The organism is Halobellus clavatus (genome assembly GCF_900107195.1).
GTDB lineage: Archaea > Halobacteriota > Halobacteria > Halobacteriales > Haloferacaceae > Haloquadratum > Haloquadratum clavatum.
This window is the reverse complement of sequence record NZ_FNPB01000001.1, coordinates 658,533-681,756: the sequence shown is the minus strand read 5'-3', so window position 1 is coordinate 681,756 and position 23,224 is coordinate 658,533. Positions and strand designations below refer to the sequence as shown.

General features: G+C 67.1%; 25 protein-coding genes and 1 other RNA gene. 11 read left to right on the top strand and 15 right to left on the bottom strand.

Going from position 1 to position 23,224, the window contains the following annotated elements:
• Window positions 1-10: 10 nt before the first annotated feature.
• Together BLU74_RS03305 and BLU74_RS03300 are read right to left on the bottom strand one after the other, a co-directional pair.
• Window positions 11-592 (bottom strand): endonuclease dU, encoded by a 582-nt coding sequence (locus tag BLU74_RS03305; protein WP_089765110.1) that lies wholly within the window; start codon window positions 590-592, stop codon window positions 11-13.
• Window positions 593-670: 78 nt separating this feature from the next.
• Window positions 671-847, bottom strand: coding sequence for a DUF5786 family protein (locus BLU74_RS03300; protein WP_089765108.1), 177 nt, complete (start codon window positions 845-847; stop codon window positions 671-673).
• A gap of 130 nt (window positions 848-977) precedes the next feature.
• Between BLU74_RS03300 and BLU74_RS03295 the strand changes: the two genes are divergently transcribed.
• The 3 genes from BLU74_RS03295 (at window position 978) to BLU74_RS03290 (ending at window position 2,460) form a co-directional block, all read left to right on the top strand.
• Window positions 978-1,610 carry an MBL fold metallo-hydrolase gene (locus BLU74_RS03295; RefSeq protein WP_089765106.1) on the top strand — a complete coding sequence of 211 codons (633 nt, stop codon included), beginning with the start codon at window positions 978-980 and terminating at the stop codon, window positions 1,608-1,610.
• 100 nt (window positions 1,611-1,710) lie between these two features.
• Entirely contained in the window at window positions 1,711-1,866 is a 156-nt protein-coding gene (locus tag BLU74_RS18790) for a DUF7563 family protein (protein WP_175454551.1), read from the top strand.
• Between the two features lie 108 nt (window positions 1,867-1,974).
• Entirely contained in the window at window positions 1,975-2,460 is a 486-nt protein-coding gene (locus BLU74_RS03290; RefSeq protein WP_089765104.1) for a DUF5807 family protein, read from the top strand.
• 159 nt (window positions 2,461-2,619) lie between these two features.
• On the opposite strand, the gene BLU74_RS03285 is transcribed toward BLU74_RS03290, so the two are convergent.
• Both BLU74_RS03285 and BLU74_RS03280 read right to left on the bottom strand, forming a co-directional pair.
• Window positions 2,620-3,873, bottom strand: a complete 1,254-nt coding sequence (locus tag BLU74_RS03285) for a DHH family phosphoesterase (protein WP_089765101.1) — start codon at window positions 3,871-3,873, stop codon at window positions 2,620-2,622.
• Between the two features lie 99 nt (window positions 3,874-3,972).
• Window positions 3,973-4,443, bottom strand: coding sequence for a universal stress protein (locus BLU74_RS03280; protein ID WP_089765286.1), 471 nt, complete (start codon window positions 4,441-4,443; stop codon window positions 3,973-3,975).
• Between the two features lie 182 nt (window positions 4,444-4,625).
• Between BLU74_RS03280 and BLU74_RS03275 the strand changes: the two genes are divergently transcribed.
• Window positions 4,626-5,729, top strand: coding sequence for a S1C family serine protease (locus BLU74_RS03275; RefSeq protein ID WP_089765098.1), 1,104 nt, complete (start codon window positions 4,626-4,628; stop codon window positions 5,727-5,729).
• A gap of 50 nt (window positions 5,730-5,779) precedes the next feature.
• Window positions 5,780-6,238, top strand: coding sequence for a universal stress protein (locus BLU74_RS03270; protein ID WP_089765095.1), 459 nt, complete (start codon window positions 5,780-5,782; stop codon window positions 6,236-6,238).
• A gap of 21 nt (window positions 6,239-6,259) precedes the next feature.
• Here the strand turns inward: BLU74_RS03270 and BLU74_RS03265 are convergent, their stop codons facing one another.
• The 3 genes from BLU74_RS03265 to BLU74_RS03255 form a co-directional block, all read right to left on the bottom strand.
• Window positions 6,260-6,811, bottom strand: coding sequence for a GNAT family N-acetyltransferase (locus tag BLU74_RS03265; protein ID WP_089765093.1), 552 nt, complete (start codon window positions 6,809-6,811; stop codon window positions 6,260-6,262).
• Entirely contained in the window at window positions 6,808-7,179 is a 372-nt protein-coding gene (locus BLU74_RS03260) for a universal stress protein (RefSeq protein WP_089765091.1), read from the bottom strand. The genes BLU74_RS03265 and BLU74_RS03260 overlap by 4 nt, the downstream gene beginning before the upstream one ends.
• Before the next feature lie 63 nt (window positions 7,180-7,242).
• Complete coding sequence (locus BLU74_RS03255; RefSeq protein WP_089765089.1) at window positions 7,243-8,148, bottom strand: winged helix-turn-helix domain-containing protein; 906 nt, start codon at window positions 8,146-8,148, stop codon at window positions 7,243-7,245.
• A 304-nt stretch (window positions 8,149-8,452) separates the two neighbouring features.
• Here BLU74_RS03255 and BLU74_RS03250 point away from each other — a divergent pair, with 304 nt between their 5' ends.
• The 4 genes from BLU74_RS03250 (at window position 8,453) to BLU74_RS03235 (ending at window position 13,689) form a co-directional block, all read left to right on the top strand.
• Window positions 8,453-9,136 carry a DUF5806 family protein gene (locus BLU74_RS03250; RefSeq protein ID WP_089765087.1) on the top strand — a complete coding sequence of 228 codons (684 nt, stop codon included), beginning with the start codon at window positions 8,453-8,455 and terminating at the stop codon, window positions 9,134-9,136.
• 369 nt (window positions 9,137-9,505) lie between these two features.
• Complete coding sequence (locus tag BLU74_RS03245; protein WP_089765085.1) at window positions 9,506-11,056, top strand: high affinity choline transporter 1; 1,551 nt, start codon at window positions 9,506-9,508, stop codon at window positions 11,054-11,056.
• A gap of 195 nt (window positions 11,057-11,251) precedes the next feature.
• Window positions 11,252-12,277: an AbrB/MazE/SpoVT family DNA-binding domain-containing protein gene (locus BLU74_RS03240; RefSeq protein ID WP_089765083.1), complete on the top strand. Its 1,026-nt coding sequence runs from the start codon at window positions 11,252-11,254 to the stop codon at window positions 12,275-12,277.
• 299 nt (window positions 12,278-12,576) lie between these two features.
• Entirely contained in the window at window positions 12,577-13,689 is a 1,113-nt protein-coding gene (locus BLU74_RS03235) for an agmatinase family protein (protein ID WP_089765081.1), read from the top strand.
• 54 nt (window positions 13,690-13,743) lie between these two features.
• Here the strand turns inward: BLU74_RS03235 and BLU74_RS03230 are convergent, their stop codons facing one another.
• The 4 genes from BLU74_RS03230 to rnpB all read right to left on the bottom strand — a co-directional run bounded on the left by BLU74_RS03230 (window position 13,744) and on the right by rnpB (window position 17,170).
• Complete coding sequence (locus BLU74_RS03230) at window positions 13,744-14,976, bottom strand: MBL fold metallo-hydrolase (protein ID WP_089765079.1); 1,233 nt, start codon at window positions 14,974-14,976, stop codon at window positions 13,744-13,746.
• Between the two features lie 57 nt (window positions 14,977-15,033).
• Window positions 15,034-15,366 carry a WNWW family protein gene (locus BLU74_RS03225; protein ID WP_394327857.1) on the bottom strand — a complete coding sequence of 111 codons (333 nt, stop codon included), beginning with the start codon at window positions 15,364-15,366 and terminating at the stop codon, window positions 15,034-15,036.
• 126 nt (window positions 15,367-15,492) lie between these two features.
• On the bottom strand, window positions 15,493-16,629 hold the full coding sequence (locus BLU74_RS03220) for a zinc metalloprotease (RefSeq protein WP_342702051.1): 1,137 nt from the start codon (window positions 16,627-16,629) through the stop codon (window positions 15,493-15,495).
• A 68-nt stretch (window positions 16,630-16,697) separates the two neighbouring features.
• An RNA gene (gene rnpB, locus BLU74_RS03215) (RNase P RNA component) lies at window positions 16,698-17,170 on the bottom strand.
• Between the two features lie 197 nt (window positions 17,171-17,367).
• On the opposite strand from rnpB, the gene BLU74_RS03210 reads away from it, so the two are divergent.
• Complete coding sequence (locus tag BLU74_RS03210; RefSeq protein ID WP_089765077.1) at window positions 17,368-17,970, top strand: TIGR00296 family protein; 603 nt, start codon at window positions 17,368-17,370, stop codon at window positions 17,968-17,970.
• A gap of 56 nt (window positions 17,971-18,026) precedes the next feature.
• Here BLU74_RS03210 and BLU74_RS03205 read toward each other — a convergent pair whose 3' ends face one another.
• From BLU74_RS03205 to BLU74_RS03195, 3 genes are all read right to left on the bottom strand, one after another.
• Window positions 18,027-18,662 carry a histidine phosphatase family protein gene (locus tag BLU74_RS03205; protein ID WP_089765074.1) on the bottom strand — a complete coding sequence of 212 codons (636 nt, stop codon included), beginning with the start codon at window positions 18,660-18,662 and terminating at the stop codon, window positions 18,027-18,029.
• A 70-nt stretch (window positions 18,663-18,732) separates the two neighbouring features.
• Entirely contained in the window at window positions 18,733-19,887 is a 1,155-nt protein-coding gene (locus tag BLU74_RS03200) for a nicotinate phosphoribosyltransferase (protein ID WP_089765072.1), read from the bottom strand.
• A 96-nt stretch (window positions 19,888-19,983) separates the two neighbouring features.
• Window positions 19,984-21,432 carry an Hvo_1808 family surface protein gene (locus BLU74_RS03195; protein WP_089765070.1) on the bottom strand — a complete coding sequence of 483 codons (1,449 nt, stop codon included), beginning with the start codon at window positions 21,430-21,432 and terminating at the stop codon, window positions 19,984-19,986.
• A gap of 107 nt (window positions 21,433-21,539) precedes the next feature.
• Here BLU74_RS03195 and BLU74_RS03190 point away from each other — a divergent pair, with 107 nt between their 5' ends.
• Window positions 21,540-22,118, top strand: coding sequence for a cysteine hydrolase family protein (locus BLU74_RS03190; protein WP_089765068.1), 579 nt, complete (start codon window positions 21,540-21,542; stop codon window positions 22,116-22,118).
• Between the two features lie 47 nt (window positions 22,119-22,165).
• Here BLU74_RS03190 and BLU74_RS03185 read toward each other — a convergent pair whose 3' ends face one another.
• Window positions 22,166-23,137: a DUF8155 domain-containing protein gene (locus BLU74_RS03185; RefSeq protein WP_089765066.1), complete on the bottom strand. Its 972-nt coding sequence runs from the start codon at window positions 23,135-23,137 to the stop codon at window positions 22,166-22,168.
• Window positions 23,138-23,224 lie beyond the last annotated feature (87 nt).

Genomic DNA, 23,224 nt, shown 5'->3' with positions numbered 1-23,224 from the left:
GATTCGGTCTTCACCCCTCACGCCGTGCCCGCCACGTCCGCGCCCCGCGGGCCGCGAGCCGAGCCACTCGAAGCGGTTCCGGACGACCACCCGTCGGCGTGTACGCCCGAACGACCCGCGCCGCCTCGACCTCGCTCGGTGTCTCACCCTCGTCCACGACGCGGACGAACAGCGACTCACCGTTCACGTCGATCCGCTGCCGGGACGGCAGTCGGTCGTAGATCTCGAGTCGCTCCGCCAGCGCGTCCCCCTCGAAGTGCTCGCGGAGCGCCAACTCGAGTCCGGGGCTCGACTCATACGAGACCGCGATGACCGGCCGCCCGGCCGCCGCCGCGAGCGCGTCGAGGTCGAGGAGGTTGAACCAGGCGGGGGCGACACCCGAGAGTACCACGTACCGAACGTCCTCGCGGAGTGCCGTCTCGAACAGCGAACGGACGGCGTCGGTGGCGTCGAGCGCGCCGACCGTGCCGGTCTCAAAAGCGATACCGTCCACTACCCGGTCCGCTCGTACGACTGCCCCGCAAAAGACACAGCGTCCGCTAGCTTCGTCTGTCGACTCCGCGATACCGAGTGCTCGCGTCCCCGGCTTCACCCGCAACTCACCTCCCAGTCGCTCCGCATCCGATGCGCGAGATCCCCTGGCCGTGCGTCGCTGCCGGCCCGCTCGTGGTTACTCCTCTTTGATGTCCTTGAGTCGATCCAGAAGTTCGTCGTTCGACGCGCCGATCTCGAATTCCACGTCTCCCCCGTGGTCGGCCTCGGAAGTTGCGACGCCGTCGTCGTCCTCGAGATCGGTATCAAAGTCCTGATTCTCTTGCTCGGACTCGTCGTAGCTCCCAAATCCCATACACATAATGATAACGGCCCAACTGGTATAAAACACACGCAGTCCGTGTGACAAATTACCATACGGTGCCGTGGCGCCGCCCGACTCCCCCGGCCGAGGCTTTTTCGTCGCCGCTGCGGAATCGACGCGTATGGACATCCACACGGTCACCGACGGTGCGACGGAGTTCACGTGTAACGCGTATCTGCTGGCGGGCGACTCGCCGGCACTGGTCGATGCGGGGTCGATGCCGGGCGTTGAGGACGTCATCGCGGACCACGTCGACGACCTCGATGCGGTATATCTGACACACCAGCACCGCGATCACGTGGGTGAACTCGACGCCGTCCTCGATCGGTTCGACGCCGACCTCTACGCGTACGGCGAGCACCCGCGACGGACCGCGGCGCTGTCGGACGGGCAAGAGCTCTCGCTCGCGGGGGAGTCCTACGAAGTCGTCTTCACGCCCGGCCACGCCGACGACCACGTCTCGCTCGTCGGCGAGACGCGCGTCTTCAGCGGCGACGTGGTCGTCTACAACGACGGCGCCTTCGACGACGGCAGTTTCGGCCGGACGGATCTCTCCGGCCAGTCCCGCGAGCGACTCATCGAGAGCCTCGAGACGATCCTGGATCGCCTCCCCGACACCGTCGCGGAACTGTACGCCGGTCACGGCGACGTGTACCGCGCCGACCCGGACGGCGACGACGACTCCGTCCGCGACGTGATCGAACGGGCGCTCGAACGCGCCGAGCGCCGCGAGCCGAAGTACCCCGACGAGTAGCGCAGCTCCCGACGGCGCGGGCGAAACGCGCGTTCCGGATGCGTAACGCGGATATGTCCGCCCCTAAATATTATTTTGATTCACCACAAATTCGGCGTCGATGCCGACATGCGAGAACTGCGGATCGTTCGTCACCGCGGAGTACGTCCGGGTGTTCGCCCCGAACGGGATGGAACACCCACGCGTCTGCCCGAACTGCGAGGACAAGGTCCGCGACGGTGCCGACGTTCGGGAAGCGCGCGCGACGCGACACTAACGCCGACTGCGACACCGGACACTGACTCACGCTCGCCGTCGCCGGTCTGAGCCACGATGGGGCTCACGATTTCACGCGGCTTTTATCGCTGCGCGCCGTCGCGACGCTATGAGCCAACTCGACGCGTTTCTCGCGGGCGAGAGACACGAGGACGTTGCGCTGTATCTCACCGACCAGTACCTCGACAGCCAGGGGAAACTCCCGAAACTGGGCGAAGCCGTCGAGGGCGGCTACGTGCTCGTCGTCCCGGGAGACGACGGACGGCAGGCCTTCGCCGCGGGGACCGGAATGGACGCGATGGAGTTCGCCCGCGGGGCGATGGAGGAGACGGGCCACATCTCCCGCAGCCTCGACGGCGGTGAGTGTCCTGCTGCCGACGGCGACGACGCAGCCGCTCACGAGGTCGAGTTCATCTTCGCGTTCTCGGAGGCGCAGAACGAGGAGGTCGGGGGCCTCTACGAGCGCGGCGACGTCGTCCACGCGTACGCACACTGCGCCTGTGGTGTGAGTTACTCCGACAAGTGGGTCGTCGGCGAGGAGGCCGCCACGGGCGTCCAGCCCGGCGGCTCGGAGCCGGTCGAATCGACCGAGTAGCGAGGGCTGACAGCCGGCACGATCGCGCCCGCGCCGGCGTGCCGGACAACCGCGCCCCGGCGCGGGGCATTCCTCACGTCACGGCGGGACTGCTCCCGGCTTCCGACATAAGGGTTCGTCCGGCCGCCGTCCGCACCGGCAATCCCTCCGTCGCTGGCGCTACTCGTCTCCAGCCGCGTCGTCGTCGGCTTCGGTCTCGCTCGCCTCGTCGTCTGCTGCGACCTCGCTCGCGACGTCCTCGAACGCCCGAAGAATGACGCGCTTCGCCGTCGCCCCCTGGGTGGTCCAGTGGTGGGCGTAATCCAGCATATCGTCGTAGATGTCGGGTTTACATCCCGCGGCGCGCGGATGCCCGCCACCGTTGACCCGACCGGCGACTTCGTGGGCGCGCTCGAACCCTTCTGAGCCGCGGATGCTGGCGCTGCCGGCCGGCTTGACCACGACTGCACCGTCGGCCCCCTTCTCGCGCAGCGCCTCGGCGACCTCGTTCTGTGAACACCGACCGTAGGTCACGCCGACCGTCCAGGGGCCGATCTGCTTCAGTTCGGCTCGGGAGACGGCGGCCTCGATCAACTCCGATTTCTCGACCCGCCGGAGTTCGATGTACTGCTCGACGACCGGGGGAAGGTCCACGCCGAAGGCCCCGACGACGGCCACGTACTCCTCTGGATCCGTCCAGTAGGCGTAGTCCGCGAGGTCGTCGCTACGGGGGTCCTCTTTCTGCCAGAGGTCGTGATCGCGGGTGACCGCCGCGAGTTCCGTCCACCGCTCGTCGAAGTCGTAATCGAGCGAGCGCAGCGTCACGTCCGTCGAGCACTCCTCGTCGGATTCGCCGACCACGAGGTCGACGCCCGCCTCGCGCACTCGCGCTGCGGTCGCTTCGCTCCACTGGTGGTGGTCGTACCACGCGATCGAGTCCGCAACCTCGCTGACGGCCGCGAGTTCCTCCTCGATCCAGGCGTATTCGTCGGGGCAGAGATCGCAGACGTAGAGATCGATTCCGGCCGGTGCGTGCGCGGCGACGTTCTCCAGCGCCTCGTCGAGGGAGTACGGTCCGGCCCCGACGAGCGCGACCGTCGAGCGCGGGGCGTCCGCCTCGTCTTCGTCGACGTCGCGATCCTCGTCGTCCGCGGGACTGTCCCGCTCCCAGCGATCGACGCGTGCCTGGACGTCCTCCGCGAAGGTCGCCCACTTGATCGTCGCGTCGTACATCTCACGGAGCAGCGCGACACAGCCCAGTCCGTCGGCGTCGGTGTCGGCGACGACGACGGCTTCCGCCCCGTCGACCGCCTCGGCGACGCGCTCTTCGGCCCGGTCCTCGTCGAGGGAATCCGGGTAGAAGAAGCCCGTTCCCGGAAGCTGCGATTTCCGGGAGAGCGAAAGGCTCGCGCTGTCGATGAGTTCGTCTTCCATACCCGACACGACGGCCGCCCGCGTGAAAACCGGCGCGGTTCCGCCGACCGTGACTCCGTCGAGGCTCAGGCAGCCGCGTTCCCGTCTGTCTGCGGGGCCTCAGTCGGCGCGTTCGGGCGTCCCCGTCAGCGCGTCGTCGCCCTCTCCAGCAGCCAATTGGCGGACGGTGAGGACGGGAACCGGACACGTCCGGACGACGCGCTCGGCCACCGACCCGATGAGAAAGCGGTTCTCGCCGTGACGGCCGCGAGTCCCCATCGCGACCATATCCGCGTCGATCTCGCGGGCGTACTCGTCGATCACCGACGGCGGGTGGCCCTCCTGTACCGACGCAATCACCTCGCGGTCGGTCGACTCACGGACCTCGCCGATCGCCTCCTGACCGCGGTCCGCGAGCGCCTCGGCCATCTCGCCGCGGAGTCGCTCGGGTGAGGAGGCGACGTCGCCCTCGTCGACGACGTAGAGGCAGTGTACCTCGGCGTCGAAGCGCTCGGCGAGATCCAGCGCCACGTCGACGGCCCGCCTGACGCTCTCGGAACCGTCGGTGGCGATGACGATGGTCTCGAACATATCCACGGCTTCGCCGCCGGTCGGGATAAATCCCAAGCAGAGGGCATCGGTCGGCGGCACGACCTGTCGCGTCGCTCTCCCCATCGGCACGCTACGGTCCCCGATTTCGGTCTGCCTCCGGGAGCGGGTCCTCGCCCCGCCGATCCACAAGGTACACATCCGTCAGGGCCGACTGGACCGACGTGTCTGGACAGGAGTTCTCCCGCAGGGACGTCCTCGGGGTCGGTGGCCTCGGTCTCGTCGCCGCGCTCGCCGGTTGCTCGGCTCCGTCGGCGGACGCCGCCGCGCAGTCGACCGAGTCGTCACCGACGTCGACCTCGGACGCCGTGTCGACGGCCACGGCGAGCCAGAGCCCGTACACCCGCGTGTACCGGGAGACGATTCCGTCGGTCGTCCTCGTCCGGACCGAGCGCGGCCAAGGGACGGGCTTTCAGTACGACCGGACGCACGTGATCACGAACGCCCACGTCGTCGGGGACGCACAGACCGTCCGACTCAGGTACCACGACGGCACGTGGAGCACCGGAACTGTCCAGGGCACCGACGTGCACAGCGACCTCGCAGTCGTCGAATCCGACGCGGTCCCCGACGACGCCCGACCGCTCTCGTTCGTGGCGGACTCCCCCGTGATCGGACAGCGCGTCGCCGCCATCGGCAATCCGTACGGCCTCAGCGGGACGGTCACCTCGGGGATCGTCAGCGGGACCGATCGCCTGATTCCCTCGCCCGCCGGATACCGGATCCCGGACGCGATTCAGACCGACGCCGCGGTGAACCCCGGAAACAGCGGCGGGCCGCTGATGGCGCTGGACGGCTCCGTCGTCGGCGTCGTCAACTCGAAACGCGGCGACGACATCGCCTTCGGGATCTCGGCCGCGCTCACTCGTCGCGTCGCCCCCGAACTCATCCGGAACGGCGAGTACGAGCACGCGTATATGGGCGTCTCGCTGGAGACCGTGACGCCGCGTGTCGCTCAGGCGAACGACCTGGCCCGCCCCAGCGGGCTGCTGGTGGTCCGGGTCGTCGACGACGGCCCGGCTCAGGGGGTCCTCACCCCGAGTACAATCGAGGTCGTCGACGGGGTCCAGACCCCCGTCGGCGGCGACGTCATCACCGCGATCGACGAGACGCCGCTGCAGTCGTTCGAGGATCTGGCCAGCCACCTGGCGCTCCGGACTCGTCCGGGTGACACGATCAGCGTGACTGTACTCCGCGATGGGACCCGGCAGACGGTCGAGCTGACGCTGGGAACGCGCCCCCGGCGATCGGCGTCGCCGCTCGACTGACCGCGGTCATAGTGTGAGGATTTTTGCCGCCGGGCGTTGCAGACGCGTGTATGACCGAACGCCGACCGCTGTCTGCCGACCTCGTGCTCGTTCCGGTGGATGCGAGCGACGAGTCGACAGATGCGGTAGCGCACGCCGCCGCGATCGCCGCCGAGTACGATGCGACGGTCCACGTCGTCCACGTCCTCGGCGAGGACGTCGTCAGAGCCATCGAAGCGGGCGACGTCGACGACGACGAGGTCGCTGCGGACGGCGAGGCGATTATGGAGACCGCGGAGGCGATCGCGGCCGACCACGACGTCGGACTCTCGACGTCGGTCGCCTACGGCTTCTCGACGAAGATGAAACTGCGACATCCGGGGAGCGTCGTCCTCGACACCGCCGAGGAACTGTCTGCCGACTTCCTCGTCGTCCCGCGTGAGCCGCTCTCGGGCGACCCCGGCGAGGTGCTGGAGAAAGCCGCCGAGTACGTCCTCCTGTACGCGAGCCAGCCCGTCCTGTCGGTCTGAGTCGGTCGCGATCGACCCTGGTCAGTCGTCGTCGTGGGCGTCGGCCAGCCGGATTCCCATCTCCAACTCGAAACTCTCGGCGTCGCTGGTCTCGAACCCGATCTTCTTGTAGAGCCCGACCGCGGGTTTGTTCCAGCGTTCGACAGTGAGCCACACCTTCTCGACGCCCTCTTCGGCACCGTAGCCGAGCAGCGTCTTCAACAGCCTGGTGCCGATCCCAGCCTCCTGGTACGCCTGCAGGACGAAGATCGCGAGTTCGTAGGCGTCACCGTCGGGGACGAGGGTCGCGTGCCCGGCGGCCGTCCCGTCGTCCCACGCGATGACGTTCAGGCAGTCCTCGCCGAGGATCGCTTCGAGCCACTCGCGAACCCGCTGCTCCTGGCTCGGTGGGATCCCCTGCGCCCGGTCGGCGGGGTCGAACTCGATGTACATCGACGCCAGGGCCTCGTACTCCTCGTTGCTCCCGTCGTGTGCGCGGATTTCGATCGTTCGCCCCGCTCGATCCTCGAACGTCCGCGGCGGTCCCTCGAAGGGTCCGGCGATCGCCTCGGGATACCCACGATCTCGGGTCATCGGACGAGCGTTACGCTGACGTGGGAGTTCAGCAGGACGAACTCGGCCGTGCTCCCGAGTTGGATCTTCCCCATCGGACTGGTCGTTCCCCCGCCGATCACGATCCGGTCGAACCCCTCGGACTCGGCGATCTCGACGAGTTCGCTTCCGGGATCGGTCTCGGACTCGACGTGGCGAATCTCCGCCGTGATCCCCCAGCCGTCGAGCGTCCCGTCGACCGCGGCTTCGATCTCGCCGACGCCCCGCGGCCCGTCGTCGTCGATGATGGCGACAGTCACCTCGTCGTCGGCCTCGGCTGCCCGCTCTGCAGTCCGTTCGAGTGCCTGGAGGGAGTCATCGGCGCTACCGATGCCCAGGAGGATTCTCATACGCCGGTTGTCGGCGGCGGAGTAGAAAAATCGTCGGGTGTGGACCTACGGTCCCGCAGCCGATCAGTCGTGCCTACCTGTGTGCGTTTCGACGTCGTGGACAGTCAGGTCCTCATCGAAGACGAGCGTGATCGAATCGCCCTCGTGGGTGTACGTGTTGGCGACGCGCCAGGGGTCCTCCGAGCGGACCTCGTGCGTGTCCACCCTGAGCGGGAGTTCCAGCGGACTGTGCTCGCGAATGTCGATGCCTCGCTCGTAGCAGAACGACACCACGGCGGGGTGGAAGTAGCCCGGGAAATCGATCGTCGTGTTGATGAACCAATGACAGACCGTGCAGGTGAACGTAATCGCCGGGTCCGTCCCCTTGGCGTCGTCGGGGATCGCCTCCGCGTGCCGGTAGTCGATCGTCGACTCCACGCCGCCGCCGCAGTACGGACAGAAGCCCTGCGTCATCGCGAAGTTGTCCATCCAGAATCGCTGTCGGAACGCGTCCGCGAGCGACTCCGGTCGATCCGGATCCACGCCGCTCGGTCGGATCGGGTTTACCCCGACGATCTCATCGCAGGCCTCACAGCGCCCGTACATCCGCTGGCCTTCGTAGTGGATCGAAAGCGGCTCACCGCACCCATCGTGCTCGGCATCGATCTCGAAGGGACCGAGCGTCGGCGTCTCGCTCAGCACCCCCGAGCGGACGAACTGGTAGATTCGCAGACCGCGGAGCGTCAGTTTGTACCCCTCCTCCCGCCGCTCCACGTACCCCTGCTCGCGGAGTCTGTCGAGGTGGTAGGTCGTCTGTCCGCTGTCGCTCAGTCCGACGTCGTCCATCAGATCCGAGAACCGTCGCGTGCCGTACTGTCCGTCCTGGACGATCTCCCCCAGGCTGGCGATGATCCTGAGCCGCGTCTCGTTGGCGACAGCCTTCAACGCCTCGTCGTCGAATTCGACGTGCTCGGGCGGCTGTGATCTCACGCTCCTGTCTCATCTCCGAAACAAAATAGCGGTTTCGTCAGTCGGCGGTGCCGCTCTGCGGCAGTCTTCCGGTCCCGACATCGAGTGGTCGAAGTGCGCAACCGTCGTCCGGCGCAGAGGCACAACCGCCGGACGACGTCTGGCCGAGTCTATTCCCGGCACCCGGATGCACTGTCTCGCCGGTGAAAAGAACACGGTGAAAATTATTTCACAGCCACTGCCGACACGACGCGGATCGCCCTCCGGCTCGACGCTTGCAGTGGCCGACGGAACGCTTTTTGCGGTCGGCCCGACACGCGGCAGTATGGACGACGACGCCGAGACGCCGACCGCCGATCGGGGACCGTCCGACGACGCCGCTTCCACGTCGGCTGCGCCGTCGGACACCGACCCCCAATCGGACATCGACGACCAGACAGCGCCCGGCGTCGAGGAACGCGCGGACGAGTCCGACCCGTCGGACGACGACGCACCGCCCGAAGACGTACAGAAGTACGCCCGGTTCAAGAAGGTCGACGGCGCGCAGTACGACCGCGTCAACGACTTCCTCCGCGATCGAACGTACATCACGGCGCGCGAGTGGGCGATCGCCCGTCTGTGTGCGGACTTTCGGACCGAGACCGGCGTCGAGATGACGAAGATCGGCGAGAACCTCCCCGAACTGGTGCCGTTTATGACCGACACCTACACGCCACAGGCGGTCAACCAGGCCCGATCCTCCTTCGAGGACAAGATCCGGAAGTCGGGGGCGACGTTCCTCTACGGCGCGATGTCGGGCTTCTTCACCGCCGAGGAACTCGACGAAATGATGTACGAGGTTACCGAGATCGCGAAGTTTCTCCTAGAGGTCGAGGGCGTCGATCTCTCGGTCGAAGAGGAGATGGAAGCCGAAGAACGGATCTCCAGTGTGATGCGGGAAGTCAGGGAGGCGAGCGCTGATCTGCGGACTGAGGAACTGACCGAAGACGCGGACGACGATTCCGCATAACCCTGGTATCGGCCGACGAGCCGGTCCTCGCGGGACGTTCTCCCCCCAGTGCCCGTCCGGTCGACGGCTCACTCACGTCGATTGCCGTCCGTCTCCCGCTCGATCTCCTCACCGCCGCCAGCGGTGGGAACGTGATTCTCCGAACGGACGGTGCAGATATCGAATAAATATATTACCACATAATATGGCATTAATATAGTTCGTACCTGCAATTCCCCCCTCCCACTAACTATACAAATACAGGAAAGATCTTTTCAGTTATCTACGATCCTCAACTGTCGTGGCAAGTATGAGCCCATACGATTGCAATTCGGTCGAACTGGTGAACAAAAGCAAACAATCTAGCCGGGCCGTTCGGGGTGCGTGGCAATGAGCGTCATCGTCTACGGACTGGCGGCGATCATCGCCCTGATGATGGCCATCGGCCTCTACGTCTCCCGGAAAGTCAAAGGCGACAGCATCAACTACATCGTCGCCGGCCGAGGGCTCATCCTCCCGTTAGCCGCCGCGACGTTGATGGCACAGTCGCTCGACTCGAACGCGACACTCGGGAACACCGACCTCGTCGCCGCCGCCGGCTTCTGGGCCGGGGCGGCGCTGCCGGTCGGGCTGGCGCTGTGTCTGACGCTCACGGGGCTGTTCTTCGCCAAACCGATGAACCGGATGAACCTCACGACGCTGCCGGACTTCTTCCGCCGGAAGTACGGCCGGGTGGCCGAGATCGTCGCCAGCCTGATTATGTCGGTCGCGTACGCGTTCCTCCTGGCGGGGAACCTCGTCGCCGGCGGGTACCTCTTCCAGATCTTCGTCGGCACGAGCTTCCAACTCGGCGTGTTCATCATCGCCGGCCTTGTGCTCGCGTACACCGTCGCCGGGGGCCTGTTCGCCGTCGCCTACACCGACGTCCTGCAGGCGCTCGTGGCCTTCGTCGGCTCCGTCGCACTCATCCTCTTCGTCACGACTCAGTACGGGCTCACCATTCCCAGCGGGATGGGGCCCACGAACCTCGGGCAACTGACCGACCCGAGTCAGGGCGCGTTCATCAACCTCGCGACGATCGTCGCCCTCGGCTTGGGTGACATCGTCGCCATCGACTTTATGGAGCGGGTATTCGCGGCTGATAGCCCCGAAACCGCACAGAAAGCGTGCTTCGTCGGAGCCGCCGGGACGCTGATCATCGGCATTCCGTTCTCGGTGGTGGCGCTGTCGGCGGGTCCCATCCTCACGTCGCTTGGGGTCGCCTCTGGCGGCCAGGCGGTGCTGTACACGCTGCTACAGAGCGCGGTCCCGCCATGGCTGGCAGCCCTCGTACTCGCCGGGATCGTCGCCGCGTCGTTCTCGACGAGCGACGGGGCCATCCTCGGCACCTCTGCGGTCATCGCCCGGAACATCGGCGACATCCGCGTCAACGAGAAGTCGAGCCAGAACAAGGCCGTCGCGGCCGACGGCGGGACCGAAGAGGGCTTCTTCGGCACGGAGAGCGACAAACTGCTCACCGTCACCCGCCTGATGTCCATCCCGATCACGCTCCTGGGGATCTTCTTCGCCATTCGGGTCTCGGCGACCGGGATGCTGTTAGTGCTCGCCTTCGACATTATGCTCGCCGGCGCGTTCGTCCCGCTGCTGTTCGGGCTCTACTGGTCCGAGATGGCGAACACGCCCGCAGCGCTCGCCTCGATGCTCGCCGGGTCGGGCACTCGTCTGCTGCTGTTCGTCCTCGTCCCGACGACGTACGCGTACGAGAACACGCTGCTGTACATTCCCAACGACATCTTCACCTCCGCCTTCGACGGCCTCCCGACGTTCATCGCCGCGGGCGTGAGCCTCGTCGTCTTCGTCGGCGTCGCCTACGCGACGCGGAACACGCACGACGCCCGCTCGCTCTCGATCGAAGAGCAGGCGCAGTCGGCCGATGACTGACCGCTCAGGACCGTAAACATATATTCACAATCGTATTTCTTTTCGGGTGTTCAGAAAATATTCGAACGTATCAAAGAACATTTATCGCTACTACGTACAGTATAATCCGAAATAAATGCGTGTATATCGGCCTCGGTTTTGGCGTCGTCGTGGCTCTAAGATGGGGGGGTCGCCGTGAGTTCGGACGATCTCCGAATGAAGCGGAAGATCCAGAAACTGGGGTCCTCGACGCTGGCAGTGACGCTCCCGGCGGAGTGGGCTCGCGAACAGGATCTCCAGAAGGGCGACGAACTGGTCGTCCAGCGCGACGAGAGCAGCGGTTCGCTCCTCGTGGTTCCGGACACGCCGGCGGAGACGGAGGCGACGGCGACGATCGACGCCGCCTCGCTCGATTCCGAATCCGTCCAGCGAGCCATCCTCGCGCAGTACGTCCTCGGCCGGCAGTTGATCGAAGTCGAGAGCGATGGTCCGATCCAACCGGCGGTGTTCGACGCGATCACCGAGATCGAGCGACAGCTGATGGGCCTGGGCGTCGTCGAGGAGGGCATCGATACCGTCGCCATCCGCTGTTCGGTCGATCCGGGCGACTTCGAGCTCCCGACGCTGATGGACCGGCTGTGGCGCACGGAGGCGACGATGCGCTCGGAAGCCGTCGAGAGTCTGCTCGAAGCGGACGACGACCTCGCAGAGCGCGCGATCGACCGACAGCGACAGGTCGAGAAGCTGTTTTACCTCTTTCTCCGGTTGGTGTTCACGACGTATCGCAACCCCCGGCTCAACGAGTCGGTCGGGCTGGAGACGGGCTTCCCGCTGATCGGCTATCGCTCGGTCGCCCAGGACGTCGTGCTGATGGCCGGTGCCGCCCGGGAACTGGCTGAAGTCGTCATCGACACCGACGACTTCGCGCTCGACGAGGAGACACGGGAGCACCTGACTGCAGCCGCTACCGCGCTCGACGACGTCGCGACTGCGACCCGGAACGCAGTCACGACACCGACCGCAACGGCGACGACAGCGGGGCGCGAGGCGCTCGCGACACTCGAGGCGTGCGCGGACCGGGCGCAAGAGCACCTCGAAACGGCCCGCCCCGAACCGATTCTGGCGCTGCAGCGGGTGCTGTTGACTCTTCGCCGCAGCGCCGGCCACGCCGAGGACAGCCTCGACGTCGCCACGCACTTCGCGTTCAGGTCGGCTCACGCCGTCGAGACCAAGGACTTCTGACGTCTGTCGCCGTCGCGACCAGCGGGTTCTGCCGCCCCTCGACGCCGACGGACCGCGTGCTGCGGGCTCTCGCGCCGCATTCTCTGCACGTCGAACGCGGCCGCGATGCTCCAGATCCCGCGCCCACTCTCGATATAAGGTCTTAAAGGACACATCGAGGGTATATGCCTGCACAAGCCTGTGTGAGGTACTTGGACATATTCCAAGAAACGCTTTTCTAAGTGAACGGAACACACTCAATTGCCGCATTATAGCCGACGTACGTTCGGCTATCTACCGACGACGACCGAAACACCACAATGACAGACGAACGCTCCGGACGCGACATCTACGGCGAGGCGTACGAGGAAGCAAACGAACCTATCTTCAGCGGGATCCCGACGTTCCTGAAGCTCCCGCAGGTCGACCGCGACCAGCTGGCCGACGAGGACGTCGACATCGGCATCCTGGGCGCGCCGCTCGACACGGCCACGACGATCCGGCCGGGCACTCGCTACGGCCCGCGTGCGGTCCGCGCGGCCTCGACGGTGCCCTCGCCGCCGTACCAGCACTTCAACATCGAGACCGGCGTCGATCCCTTCGACACCTACAGCGTCGCCGACACGGGCGACGCCGCCGTCTCACCCGGTGACACCCGTCAGAGTCAGCTCAACATCGAGGACGCCGTTTACGAGGTCTCCGAACAGGCGACGCCCATCGTCATCGGCGGCGACCACTCCATCTCCTACCCCGACATCAAGGGCTGGGCGGAGGCCAACGGCTACGAGGACATCGGGCTGATCCACTTCGACTGCCACGCCGACACGGGCGACGAGGGCCTGACCGGCTTCGAGTACGATCACGGCGCGTGGGTCAAGCGGGTCTACGACGACGACCTGATGGCCGGCGAGAACTACACGCTGATCGGGCCGCGCGGCTTCTGGCCCGGTCCCGATACCTACGAGGAGATGCGCGAGGCGGGGATGAAGTGGTACACGGCGATGGAGGTCGCCGGAATGGCGCTCGACGACATCGTCGCCGACGCCGTCGAGCGCGCGACCGACGGCACCGACGCCGTCTGGGTCTCCTTCGACGTCGACGTGATGGAGCCAGCGTACGCCCCGGGCACCGGCGAACCCGAACCGGGCGGGCTCGTGCCGCGCGAGGCGATCTACATGGTCCGCGAGGTCGTCAAAGCGCTCGATCCCGACGACTTCGGGTTCGACGTCGTCGAGGTGTCGCCCGCCTACGACGCCAGCGACACCAACTCCTACAACGGCGGCATCACCAGCGGCTTCGCGAACCGCCTCATCATCGAGGTGATGGGGAGTATGGCGCTGGCCGAACAGGGTCTCGAGGAGGGATCGCCGATCAAGCCGAAGGAGCCGCTCGGTCCGAGCGAGAGCACCGCGACGCCCGCAGACGACGACTAACCTAAACCTCCAGGTCCGAACCGGACGCCAGGCCACCCCTCGTTTTCCGACCGCTCACAGCGAAACCGTCTCGCCGACTGCCGGTGCCGACGCGCGCCGGCCGTCCGCGTCGAGTTCGGCCGCGAACGCCGCACACCGGTCGCCGTGGTTCACGAGCACCGGAACGTCCCGGTACGCGTCGAGGAACGTCAAGAGCCCCTCGCGATCGGCGTGGGCGGAGAAGTCGTACTGTTCGACCTGCGCGCTGACCGGCATCACGCGCCCGTCGATCTCGGCGCGTCCCGACTCGATGAGTTCCCTCCCGGGCGTTCCCGCCACCTGATAGCCGGTCATCGTGATCTTGTTCGTTGGATTCGACCGGATCTTGGGAATATAACTCATCGCGGGGCCACCCGAGAGCATCCCGCTGGTGGTGACGATCGCGGCCGTCTGGTCGGTGATGCGCCCGCGCTGTCCGTCCCGACCGGTGACGAACCGGGCGTGAGACTTCGCCCGGCCGAGCGCGTCCGCGTCCCGGACGAACTCGGGGTACTGCTGCAGCATCTCGGTGACCCGCTTCCCCATCCCGTCGACGTAACAGGGGATGTCGTACGCTTCACAGATGAGCAGCATCTCCTGCGTGCGGCCGATCGCGAACGCCGGCACGACGACCGTGCCCCCCTCCCACAGCGTCGACTCGACGCTCTCGACGAACCGCTCTTCGACGCTGTCCCGGTCCTCGTGTTCGACGTCGCTGTACGTGCTCTCACAGACCACGACGTCCGCGTCGGGTCGGGCCGTCGTGCCCGAGACGAGCCGCTGGTCGTCAGTGTGGAAATCGCCCGTGTAGAGCAGCCGAGTATCGCCGTCGTCGACGAGGACGTGTGCGCTCCCGGGAATGTGACCGGCGTTGGAGAACGTCACCTCGTGGCCCGCCGCCTCGAACGGCTCCTGATACCCGTGCGTCTCCGAGACCTCGGTGACGCGCTTGACGTCGTTCTCGGTGAACGGACAGTTGTACGAACCGCCGTGGAGTTTCAGCGTGTCGCGGGCGAGCGTGAGCGCGAGTTCGTACGTGGGTGGCGTCCAGTGGATCGGTGGCCGCCGGTCTCCCGAGAGCAGCGAGGGGACCGTACCGACGTGGTCGAGATGGCCGTGGGAGACGACGACCGCGTCGGGGTCGGGGGTCTCGACCGGGAACTGCGGGGGGTTGCCGGTCAGCAACCCGAAATCGAGGAGCAGCGAGTCGTTGATGAGGAGCGCGCTCCGACCCACCTCGCGCGCCCCACCGAGAAAGCGAACGTCCATCTGCGGGTCAGTATCCGACCGGCGGGTTTGGCTCCGTCGCTTCGACGCCGCTCCGGGTCACTCTTCGTCCGGCACTGCCCGGACTTCGAACTCCCGGTATCCGCCGTAGGCGGCGTCGAGCGCACCGAGCCACCAGTTCCAGCGGCCGGCGACGCTCGAGTCCTCCGGCGCGTCCGCGAGGTTCCGCACGATCTCCTCGATCGTGAGCGGCTCTCCCCTGTCGTCCTCGACGATCCCTGCGTCCGCGAGGTCCCGGGCCTGTCTGGCGACGACGCGGTGCTCGGACTCGCTCCCATCGAACGCGTCCGCCAGCGCCGCGACCAGGTCGTCGGCCTCGAAACGGGCCATCTCCAGTCCGGACGGTCCCCTGCGGTCGCCGTTGTTGGTCATACGTCTGTCTATAACCCCCGGAGAAAAGAATCCGCCGCCGTCGTCCGCTCGCCGCGCAGTCCGGTGGCGGACCGTGCTGGGTCATCTCGGACCCGTTCCGGACGATCCCTCCGACACCGCCCCGTCTCAGGTCCACCACTCGCTGCGACGCTCCTCGTAGGAGGCGTTGCGGAACGGCGACGGCTTCTCGCTGTCGTCTTCGGCACCGAGTCCGTACGCCAGCCAGTAGCCGGTGTGCCAGGCGACGGCGTCGGTATCGAGATCGACGAGCGAGATCCGGAGCCTCGAGTACGTCTCGACCGCTCCGTCGCCGTCGGGATCCTGGCCGACGGTGCGGCCGCAGGAAGCCGCGTCCTCCCCGCACGGTGACGTTTCGACCGATTGGACGACGATCTCGGCCTCCGCAGCGCTCTCGACCGTGGTGAACGTGATGTTCGATGCCATCCCCGGCGCGCCCGCCCCGTAGTAGTCAAGCGCGTGTTCGACCTGCCGGCGGGCCCCGTCGGGATCGCTCGCATTCGCGACGTCGACGTAGACGGAGAAGTTCGGGTCGTCCCACGGGAACGCGCGCTCGGTCGCATCGGGCTGGGGCTCGGTGTAGAGGACCGTCCGACTGGCCATCACGAACTGCGGCGCGTCGTCGTGCGTCAGACCCAGCGTGTGCCCGAGTTCGTGTTCGACCACGCGCGCCGTCGAATTGTCGGAGAAGCCGGTGCGGACGAACACAGTCTCGGGGCGGTCGATCTGTCGGCGATCCTCGATCAACGGCGCACAGCCCGCGGCGTCGTCCGCGCCCTCACAGCGGGGGACCGTGTCGACGAACTCCAAGACGATGTCCGGGTCGGTGGCGTCTGGTCGGACGGTATACGTGACGGGGAATCCGGCAAAGCGTTCGCCCTCGGCCTCCCAGTACGCGGTCGCCTCGCGGACGAGCGGCGTCCAGTTCCGCGCTGTCCCTGACGTGTCGCGGATCGCGACGACGATCGGCCCGCTTCCCCAGGGGTTCTCCCGGTCGGGGGCGGCTGTCGGCGTCGGCGACGGGGTTCCCTCGCTCGTTCCGGGACTCGATCCGACTGTCGACGGGGTCGATCTCGTCGTGGCATCACCGCCAGTCGTCGGCGCGGTCGAGGCCGTCGTGGCGTCGCCGCCGGTCGTCGTCGATGGACCGTCGACGGGGAGTTCCCCCACGGGCCCGACACAGCCGGCGAGTGCGACCACGAGCACCAGCCCGACGACGGCGGTTCGCGACGTCCTCATCGCCATACGCTCCGGAGGGACGAGACCGATAAGAAAGTTCTCACAGCCACGGCCGTCGCTCGCGGAGCGTGGATGGCTGAGAGGAGTAAGCCCCCTTCTGTTCGTCTCGGCATTCGGCTGAGCGCCCGCGCCCTGTCCGGACTACCTTCGCGGCGCGGACTTGCACCGGTGAGGATTCGCCGTTCCATCCGTTCTCGGCCGTTCCCGCGTGCGTGCGGCTCTGCCGCTCGCCCGTCGTAATCACGGGACGCGCACGCGCTCGCGGCTTCCACCGCTCACGTTCCGCGGTCGCGTCGCGACCGCGGTTCCCTCGACGGGTCAACTCCCTTCCCTCGCGGGTCGGTTCGCGTGCGTGCGGGTCACCCCGCTCGCACCGCCGGCGGCTCGCGCCGCCGAGCGCGTCTCATCGGTCGGGCCGAGGGGTCTCGTTTCTGTTCCAGCGCCAGCCGTCTCCGACTCCGGGCTTGCGCCCGGTCACCCGTCCGGACGGTGGGGGGACTTTCCTCATCGGTCCGTGTGGACCGACGGGAGCCGAGCTCTCTCTGCCGTTAGCGACGAGACGGGAGAGTCAAATAAGCCGTTCGGTCGGTCCGGCGTCCGACAGCCCCCGAGCGCTCGATCCGTCGCTCTCCCTCCGTACCCTCGATATCCATTCACAATCGCCCGCCCGAACGGACGTTCGGGGCCGTATACCCCCAAGATAGAAGGGAAGCGTTCAAGTCAGCCCGGCGCTTCTTCGGATATATGTCCGAGGCGCAGACCGTTCGTCTCTCCTACGACGACGGGGCGAGGGCGGTCGAGCTCGCGCGTGAATCGGTCGAATCGTACGTTCTTCATGGACAACGAGAGCAGCCGGGGAGTATGCGGGACGCCTTCTACGCCCGCACTGGCGCGTTCGTTCGGATCCGGTCCACGCGCGGCCGTGGACGCCTCAGAGGCTGTGCCGGTGCATATCGGGGGAGCGACCAGCTAGGCCACGCGATCGTCGACGCCGCCATCGAGGCGGCCTCCGGCGACTCCTGTGGCTCGGAGATCGAACAGCCCGAACTCTCGAATCTCACCATCTCGGTCTGCGTTGTCTGCGATCACACGGAGACCGACCGACCGCTCGACGACGTCGAACTGGGCACACACGGCGTCGTCATCGACAAAGACGGCAACCACGGCTGGCTTTACCCGACGATTCCGGTCGAAAACGGCTGGAACGAAGAGCAGTTCCTGACCCACGCCTGCCGCAAAGCGGGCCTCTCGCCGCTGGCCTGGCAGGACGACGATGCGACCGTGACGCTGTTCGACGGCCAGGTCTTCCGCGAGCGCGCTGACGGCGGCAGCGTCGAAGAACTGTAGCGACGCCGGACAGTCCTCGCTCCGACCGCGTCGCGGCGATTGACGCCGGACCGGAGCTACAGGTGCGACGTGTCCCCGGAGCAGTCCAGTTCCCATTCGTCAGTCCCGTCGCCGGTGCGCTCCGCGACGCGCTCGATCCGCGTGATCCCACACAGCGGTGCGTCTACGCCCGCCGTTGAGCCCACGAGTCCCTCCACGACGCCGCCGACGGTGAGCCCGTGCCCGACGAGGAGGACCGTCCCGGCCTCGTCCTCGACGATCCGTGTGGCGGTCTCGCCGACTCGCGCACTCGCCTCGGCGTGCGTCTCCGGAAACGTCGGGTGGAGGGACGGTTCGTGGTCGTCTCGTATCGGATCGAACCGAGCAGTCAACGCCTGATTCGACAGTATCTCCGGTTCCGCGTCGAACCACTCGGCGTTCCGGTGCTCGCCGAGTCCCGGTTCGAGCCACGCTTCGGCCCCGATCTCCCGACAGATTTCGTCGGCGGTCTCGACCGCCCGGAGGAACGGCGACGTGTAGATGGCGTCGAAGGCCGGGCCCGACTCGGCGAAGCGTCGGCCGACGCGCCAGGCCGCCCAGCGGCCCAGCTCGGTCAGCGGTGGATCGTGCGGCCGCTCGGCGTGTTCGGCCCAGTCGGGATCCACCGTATCGCGCCGTTCGCCGTGTCTCACGACCCAGACAGCGTCCGCCATAGCCGTGCTACGTGGGGGAGAAAAATAGGTCCCCCGCCGGTCGGTCCATCCCGACGGCCCGGTCCGCGTCTCACTCCGCGCCGTACGCACAGCGCTCCGCGTCGCGAGCGGCCCGCTCGGCCGCCGCGTCGATGCCGAGTTCGACCCCGTCGACGACCTCGCCGTCCCGGAGCAGCGGTTCGAGGAGCGGTTCTCCGCCCTCGGGACCGTCGCGGCCGCGGAGTCCGACGTGGTGGCCGCCGTCGGGCGTCCGATAGACGGACTTCGCGCCGGTGAGTTTGCCGCGCTTGGCGGCGAGTTCGCCGTCGACCTCGACGAGGTCGAGCGCGAAGTCCACCGGGTCGGCGTTCGAGACGTAGCCGCCGACGCCGAACCCGTCGGCCACGTCTCGAAGCGCCCGCAGGTTTTCGGGTCCGAGGCCGCCGGAGACGAAGACGTCGACGTCCTCGCGACCGTGTGCGTCGAGCGTCCAGCGCACTTCCTTGACGATGTGACGGAAGTCGCCCCGTCGGGATCCGGTGGTGTCGAGTCGCACGCTGTCGAGGCGGTCACCGAGCGCCGTCGCGGCCCGGAGCGCCTCGTCGGTCTCGTCGGAGTACGTGTCACACAGCGCGACGCGGGGAACGTCCTCGCCGACTGCCTCGTCGAAGGCCTGCCAGGCCGCCTCCTGCTTCCCCCGGCCGAAGCAGATCACCAGCGCGTGCGGCATCGTCCCGCCGGCGTCCCGTCCCAGCACCTCGCCGCCGGCGACGTGTGAGAACCCGTCGAGACCGGCGATCAGCGCGCTCCGCTCGATCATCGCCGCGATCGAGGGGTGGACGTGTCGCGCCCCGAACGAGAGGACGAGCGAATCGGGCGCGGCCCGCCTGACGTCCAACGCGGTGGTCGCGACGCCGGACGCGTGCGAGAGGAACCCCAGAATCGACGTTTCGAGACGAGCGAACTCCAGGTAGTCTCCCTCGATCCGCATCACTGGGCCGCCGTCGAACAGGCGACCCGAGGGGATCGCATCGACGTCGACGTTCCGGCCTTCTAAGAGCGCCGCGACGTCCTTCACGCCCGCGAGCAGTTCGTACTCCCCGTCGGGAAACTGATCAGCGGTGATCTCGGCGACTACGTGGGGGTTCCGCTCGGCGTGCCGGAGCGTCGTCTCCGTCCGGTCGAAGTACGCGTCGGTCGCCCGTCCGTCCCTGATCGCTTCCGGACCGACGATGTCGAACTCCATACCCGCCGTTCGACGGGCGCGCTGAAAAGTTCACTCGTTCAGCCGGACCGTCCGAAGGCGATCGTTCTTCAACCGAGCGCGGCGTCGGAAGCCCCCTCACGACGAGCGCGGCCGGATGTCGTCCAGATCGTCGACTCTCGGCCCGTTCACGATTGTCACGCGCGTGCCGGACCGCGTGACGCGGAACGCATCGGCGAACTGGCCCTCCGGAATCACGTAGGTCGATTCGGCGCGCTGTTCGGCGTTCTGGGCGTCGAGGATGGCCTGATACGCCCGCTGGAACTCCCGTGCGTCGGCTCGGGTGTCCCATTCAGTCACCCAGACGTACCCGTACTCCCCGTCCTCGCTGGTCTGGTTCCGGTACGGGAACAGCCGATCGTTCCCCCACCCCGCGGAGGGGTCGGCGGCGTAGTTGTAGGTATCGTACCGGCCGTCGACGTCGCTGAGCGTGCGGGGATCGATCGTCTCCGCGCCAGACTCTCGCGCCTGGTGCCAGAACATCACGTACATCGAGGCCTCGCCCACGGTGTCGGAGCCGTCCTCGCCCTGCTGTGGGAACGTCTCCCACCCGTTTCTGGCGCGGTCGCGGTACTCGATCTGGACCGGCGTCTCGTCGGTGCGGTGGATGATCTGCTCCGACGAGACCGGCGGCGTCTGGAACGACTCGTCGACGGCTCCCCATCCCTCGGAACTGACGAGGTCGTCGACGTAGACGGGGCCGTCCGAGTACGGCTGGAAGATGGTCAGGAAGATGCCGAGATTCATTCCCCCGCCACCGCCGCCACCGCCACCCCCGGACGCCGCCGGCGTTTCGACGCACTCCCACGCGCCGCCACAGCGCTCGATGTACTGCTGTTCGACGTAGCTCGCGTCCCCTTCGATCAGCCCGTCGGTCGCGAGTTGGCCGTCCTGGGTCTCCGTGCTGTAGCGTCGATCGGTGAGGTCGTAGTGCTGATCCTGGAGTCCGTGGACGAGTTCGTGCATCAGCGTGACGTTGCTGATCGTCGGCGACTCCGGCGTCCCGGTGATGATCTTGATCTCATCGTCGGTGGGCGAGTAGAACCCGGCGACGGCGCTGCTCCGGGTGGTACTGATTGCAGTGTTACTGTCTTCTGATTCTCCGGTCACAAAGAGCGCTTCCCACACCTGGTCGTTCCACTGGCTGTAGTCGGTCTCACCGGCTGTGCCACCACCGCCGCCACTCCGATTCCGATAGGTCTCCCGGGAGATGACTGAAACGGGCACGCGGCGCTCGAACTCGAGTTTGCGGATCACCTCGACGCGAGCCATCGCGCGTCCGACGTACGCCCGCGTCTCCTCGTCGGACAACCCATCGGACTGGTCGACGGAGATCGGTTCGTTGTACCAGTAGCCATCCTCCCAGCCGAGGACGTCCGATTCGGGGTCCGAGAAGTTCGCCGGCGGCGACGCGACGCGCTCACTGCCGCTCGCGGCGGGTTCGGGGTCCTGCACCGGAGCACTACACCCGGCGAGGACGAGGAGGACAGCGACGGCCAACACAGCGAGGCCGTGTCTCACGTTCATTATCGATTCCAAGTCCCACGCGGTGAAGTACCTTTTCGCCCCCGGGACGAACACCCGGGTTCCGGCTCGACGGAACCCACTTTGGCCTGTGCGTTCGACGAATAGGTATGCCCCTCTTGGCGCCCGAACGCACCGCGGTCGTCGTCGTCGATATGCAGAACGGGTTCTGTCATCCGGACGGGAGCCTCTACGCCCCCGGCAGCGAAGCGGCTATCGACGCCGTTGCCGACCTCGTCGCCGACGCTCGCGACGCCGGCGCACAGATCGTCTTCACCCGCGACGTTCACCCACCGGAGCAGTTCGACGATGCGCACTACTACGACGAGTTCGACCAGTGGGGCGAACACGTCCTCGAAGACTCCTGGGACGCCGCGATCGTCGACGCACTCGAGGTCAGCGACGCGGACCACGTCGTCGAGAAGCACACCTACGACGCGTTTTACGAGACCGAACTCGACGGCTGGCTCACCGCCCGCGGCATCGACAATCTGCTCATCTGCGGGACGCTCGCGAACGTCTGTGTGCTTCATACCGCCGGCAGTGCCGGGCTGCGAGACTACCGTCCAGTGCTCGTCGAGGACGCGATCGGCGCGATCGAGGAGGACCATCGGGAGTACGCACTCGATCACGCCGAGTGGCTGTTCGGTGAGGTGACGACGCGGGCGGACGTCGCCTTCGAGTCGTGAAGATGTCTCCTCCGAGACGTGAGGACGTCGGCTTCGGGACGTGAGTCTCAGCCGAGACGGATCGGGTCGTCGCTGTCGCGGACGGTGACTCGGACCCGCTCGCCGACTGAACACTCCCAGTCGGGACAGACGAGTTTCGCCCCGAACGACGGGTCGATACCGACGAACAACGAGAGCCCGGTGATCCGGTCGCCGTTCGCGAGGACGTCGACGTCACGCCACGCCACCGTCCGGTCGGTGCGGGCTCCGACCGGGTGGCCGAGAAACGACACCGTCTCACCAGTGAGGTCGCGGCTCACGGAGCCGAGGGCACCTCCGGCTGCGTAGTGGGCGAAGCCGCCGTCGAGGGCGACCCGTCCGGCCGGAGCCGTCGTCTCGCGCCCCCCCTCGGCAGCGGTCGTCGCTCCGACGCCGGCGAACCGCTCGCCGGACGCGGGGTGTGCCGGAGCGTCCAGCAGCGCGTAGGTCTCACCGACCTCGATCACGGTTCCCGTGCCGTCCCACGGCAGCGGCTCGACGTCGACTCCGACGTCGATCGGTACCGACCCCCCGGCCCGGTGGAGGTGCTGCGACGGCCGCCGGAACCCGACGTGGACGTGATTCTCGACCCACGGGGCGAAGAAGCCCGAGCGGACCATCGACCCGAGTGAGGCGCCGACGCCGACCCGGTCGCCGGGGGCCACGCTCGGCTGCACGTGCAGCACCCGGGCCACCAGGCCCTGGGCCGGCGATTCGACGTCGATGCCGCTCGCGTCGAGGTCGACGTCGACCAGGATCAGATACTCCTCGTCGTCCGCGTACGACTTCGAGGGGGCGCGAACGGTGCGGGTTTCGATAACCTCGCCGGCGACGGGCGAACGGCCGTCGTTCGTGGCCGGATACAGATCGATCGCACAGCCCGCGTCGTGCGCCGGATACGGCGAGTTATACAGCGAGAACCGCCGGTACTCACGAAGCGTCGACGCCGGGAGCCGGACTCGACACTCGGCGTCTCGCCCGTCCGCGTCCGTAGCCGTCACGCCGTCTCACCGCGCATACGCTATCGCTGCACGGCCGGCGCTTAGGTCCGTCGGCCCGGGCAGCCGCATCGAACCGCCGGGCTTAGG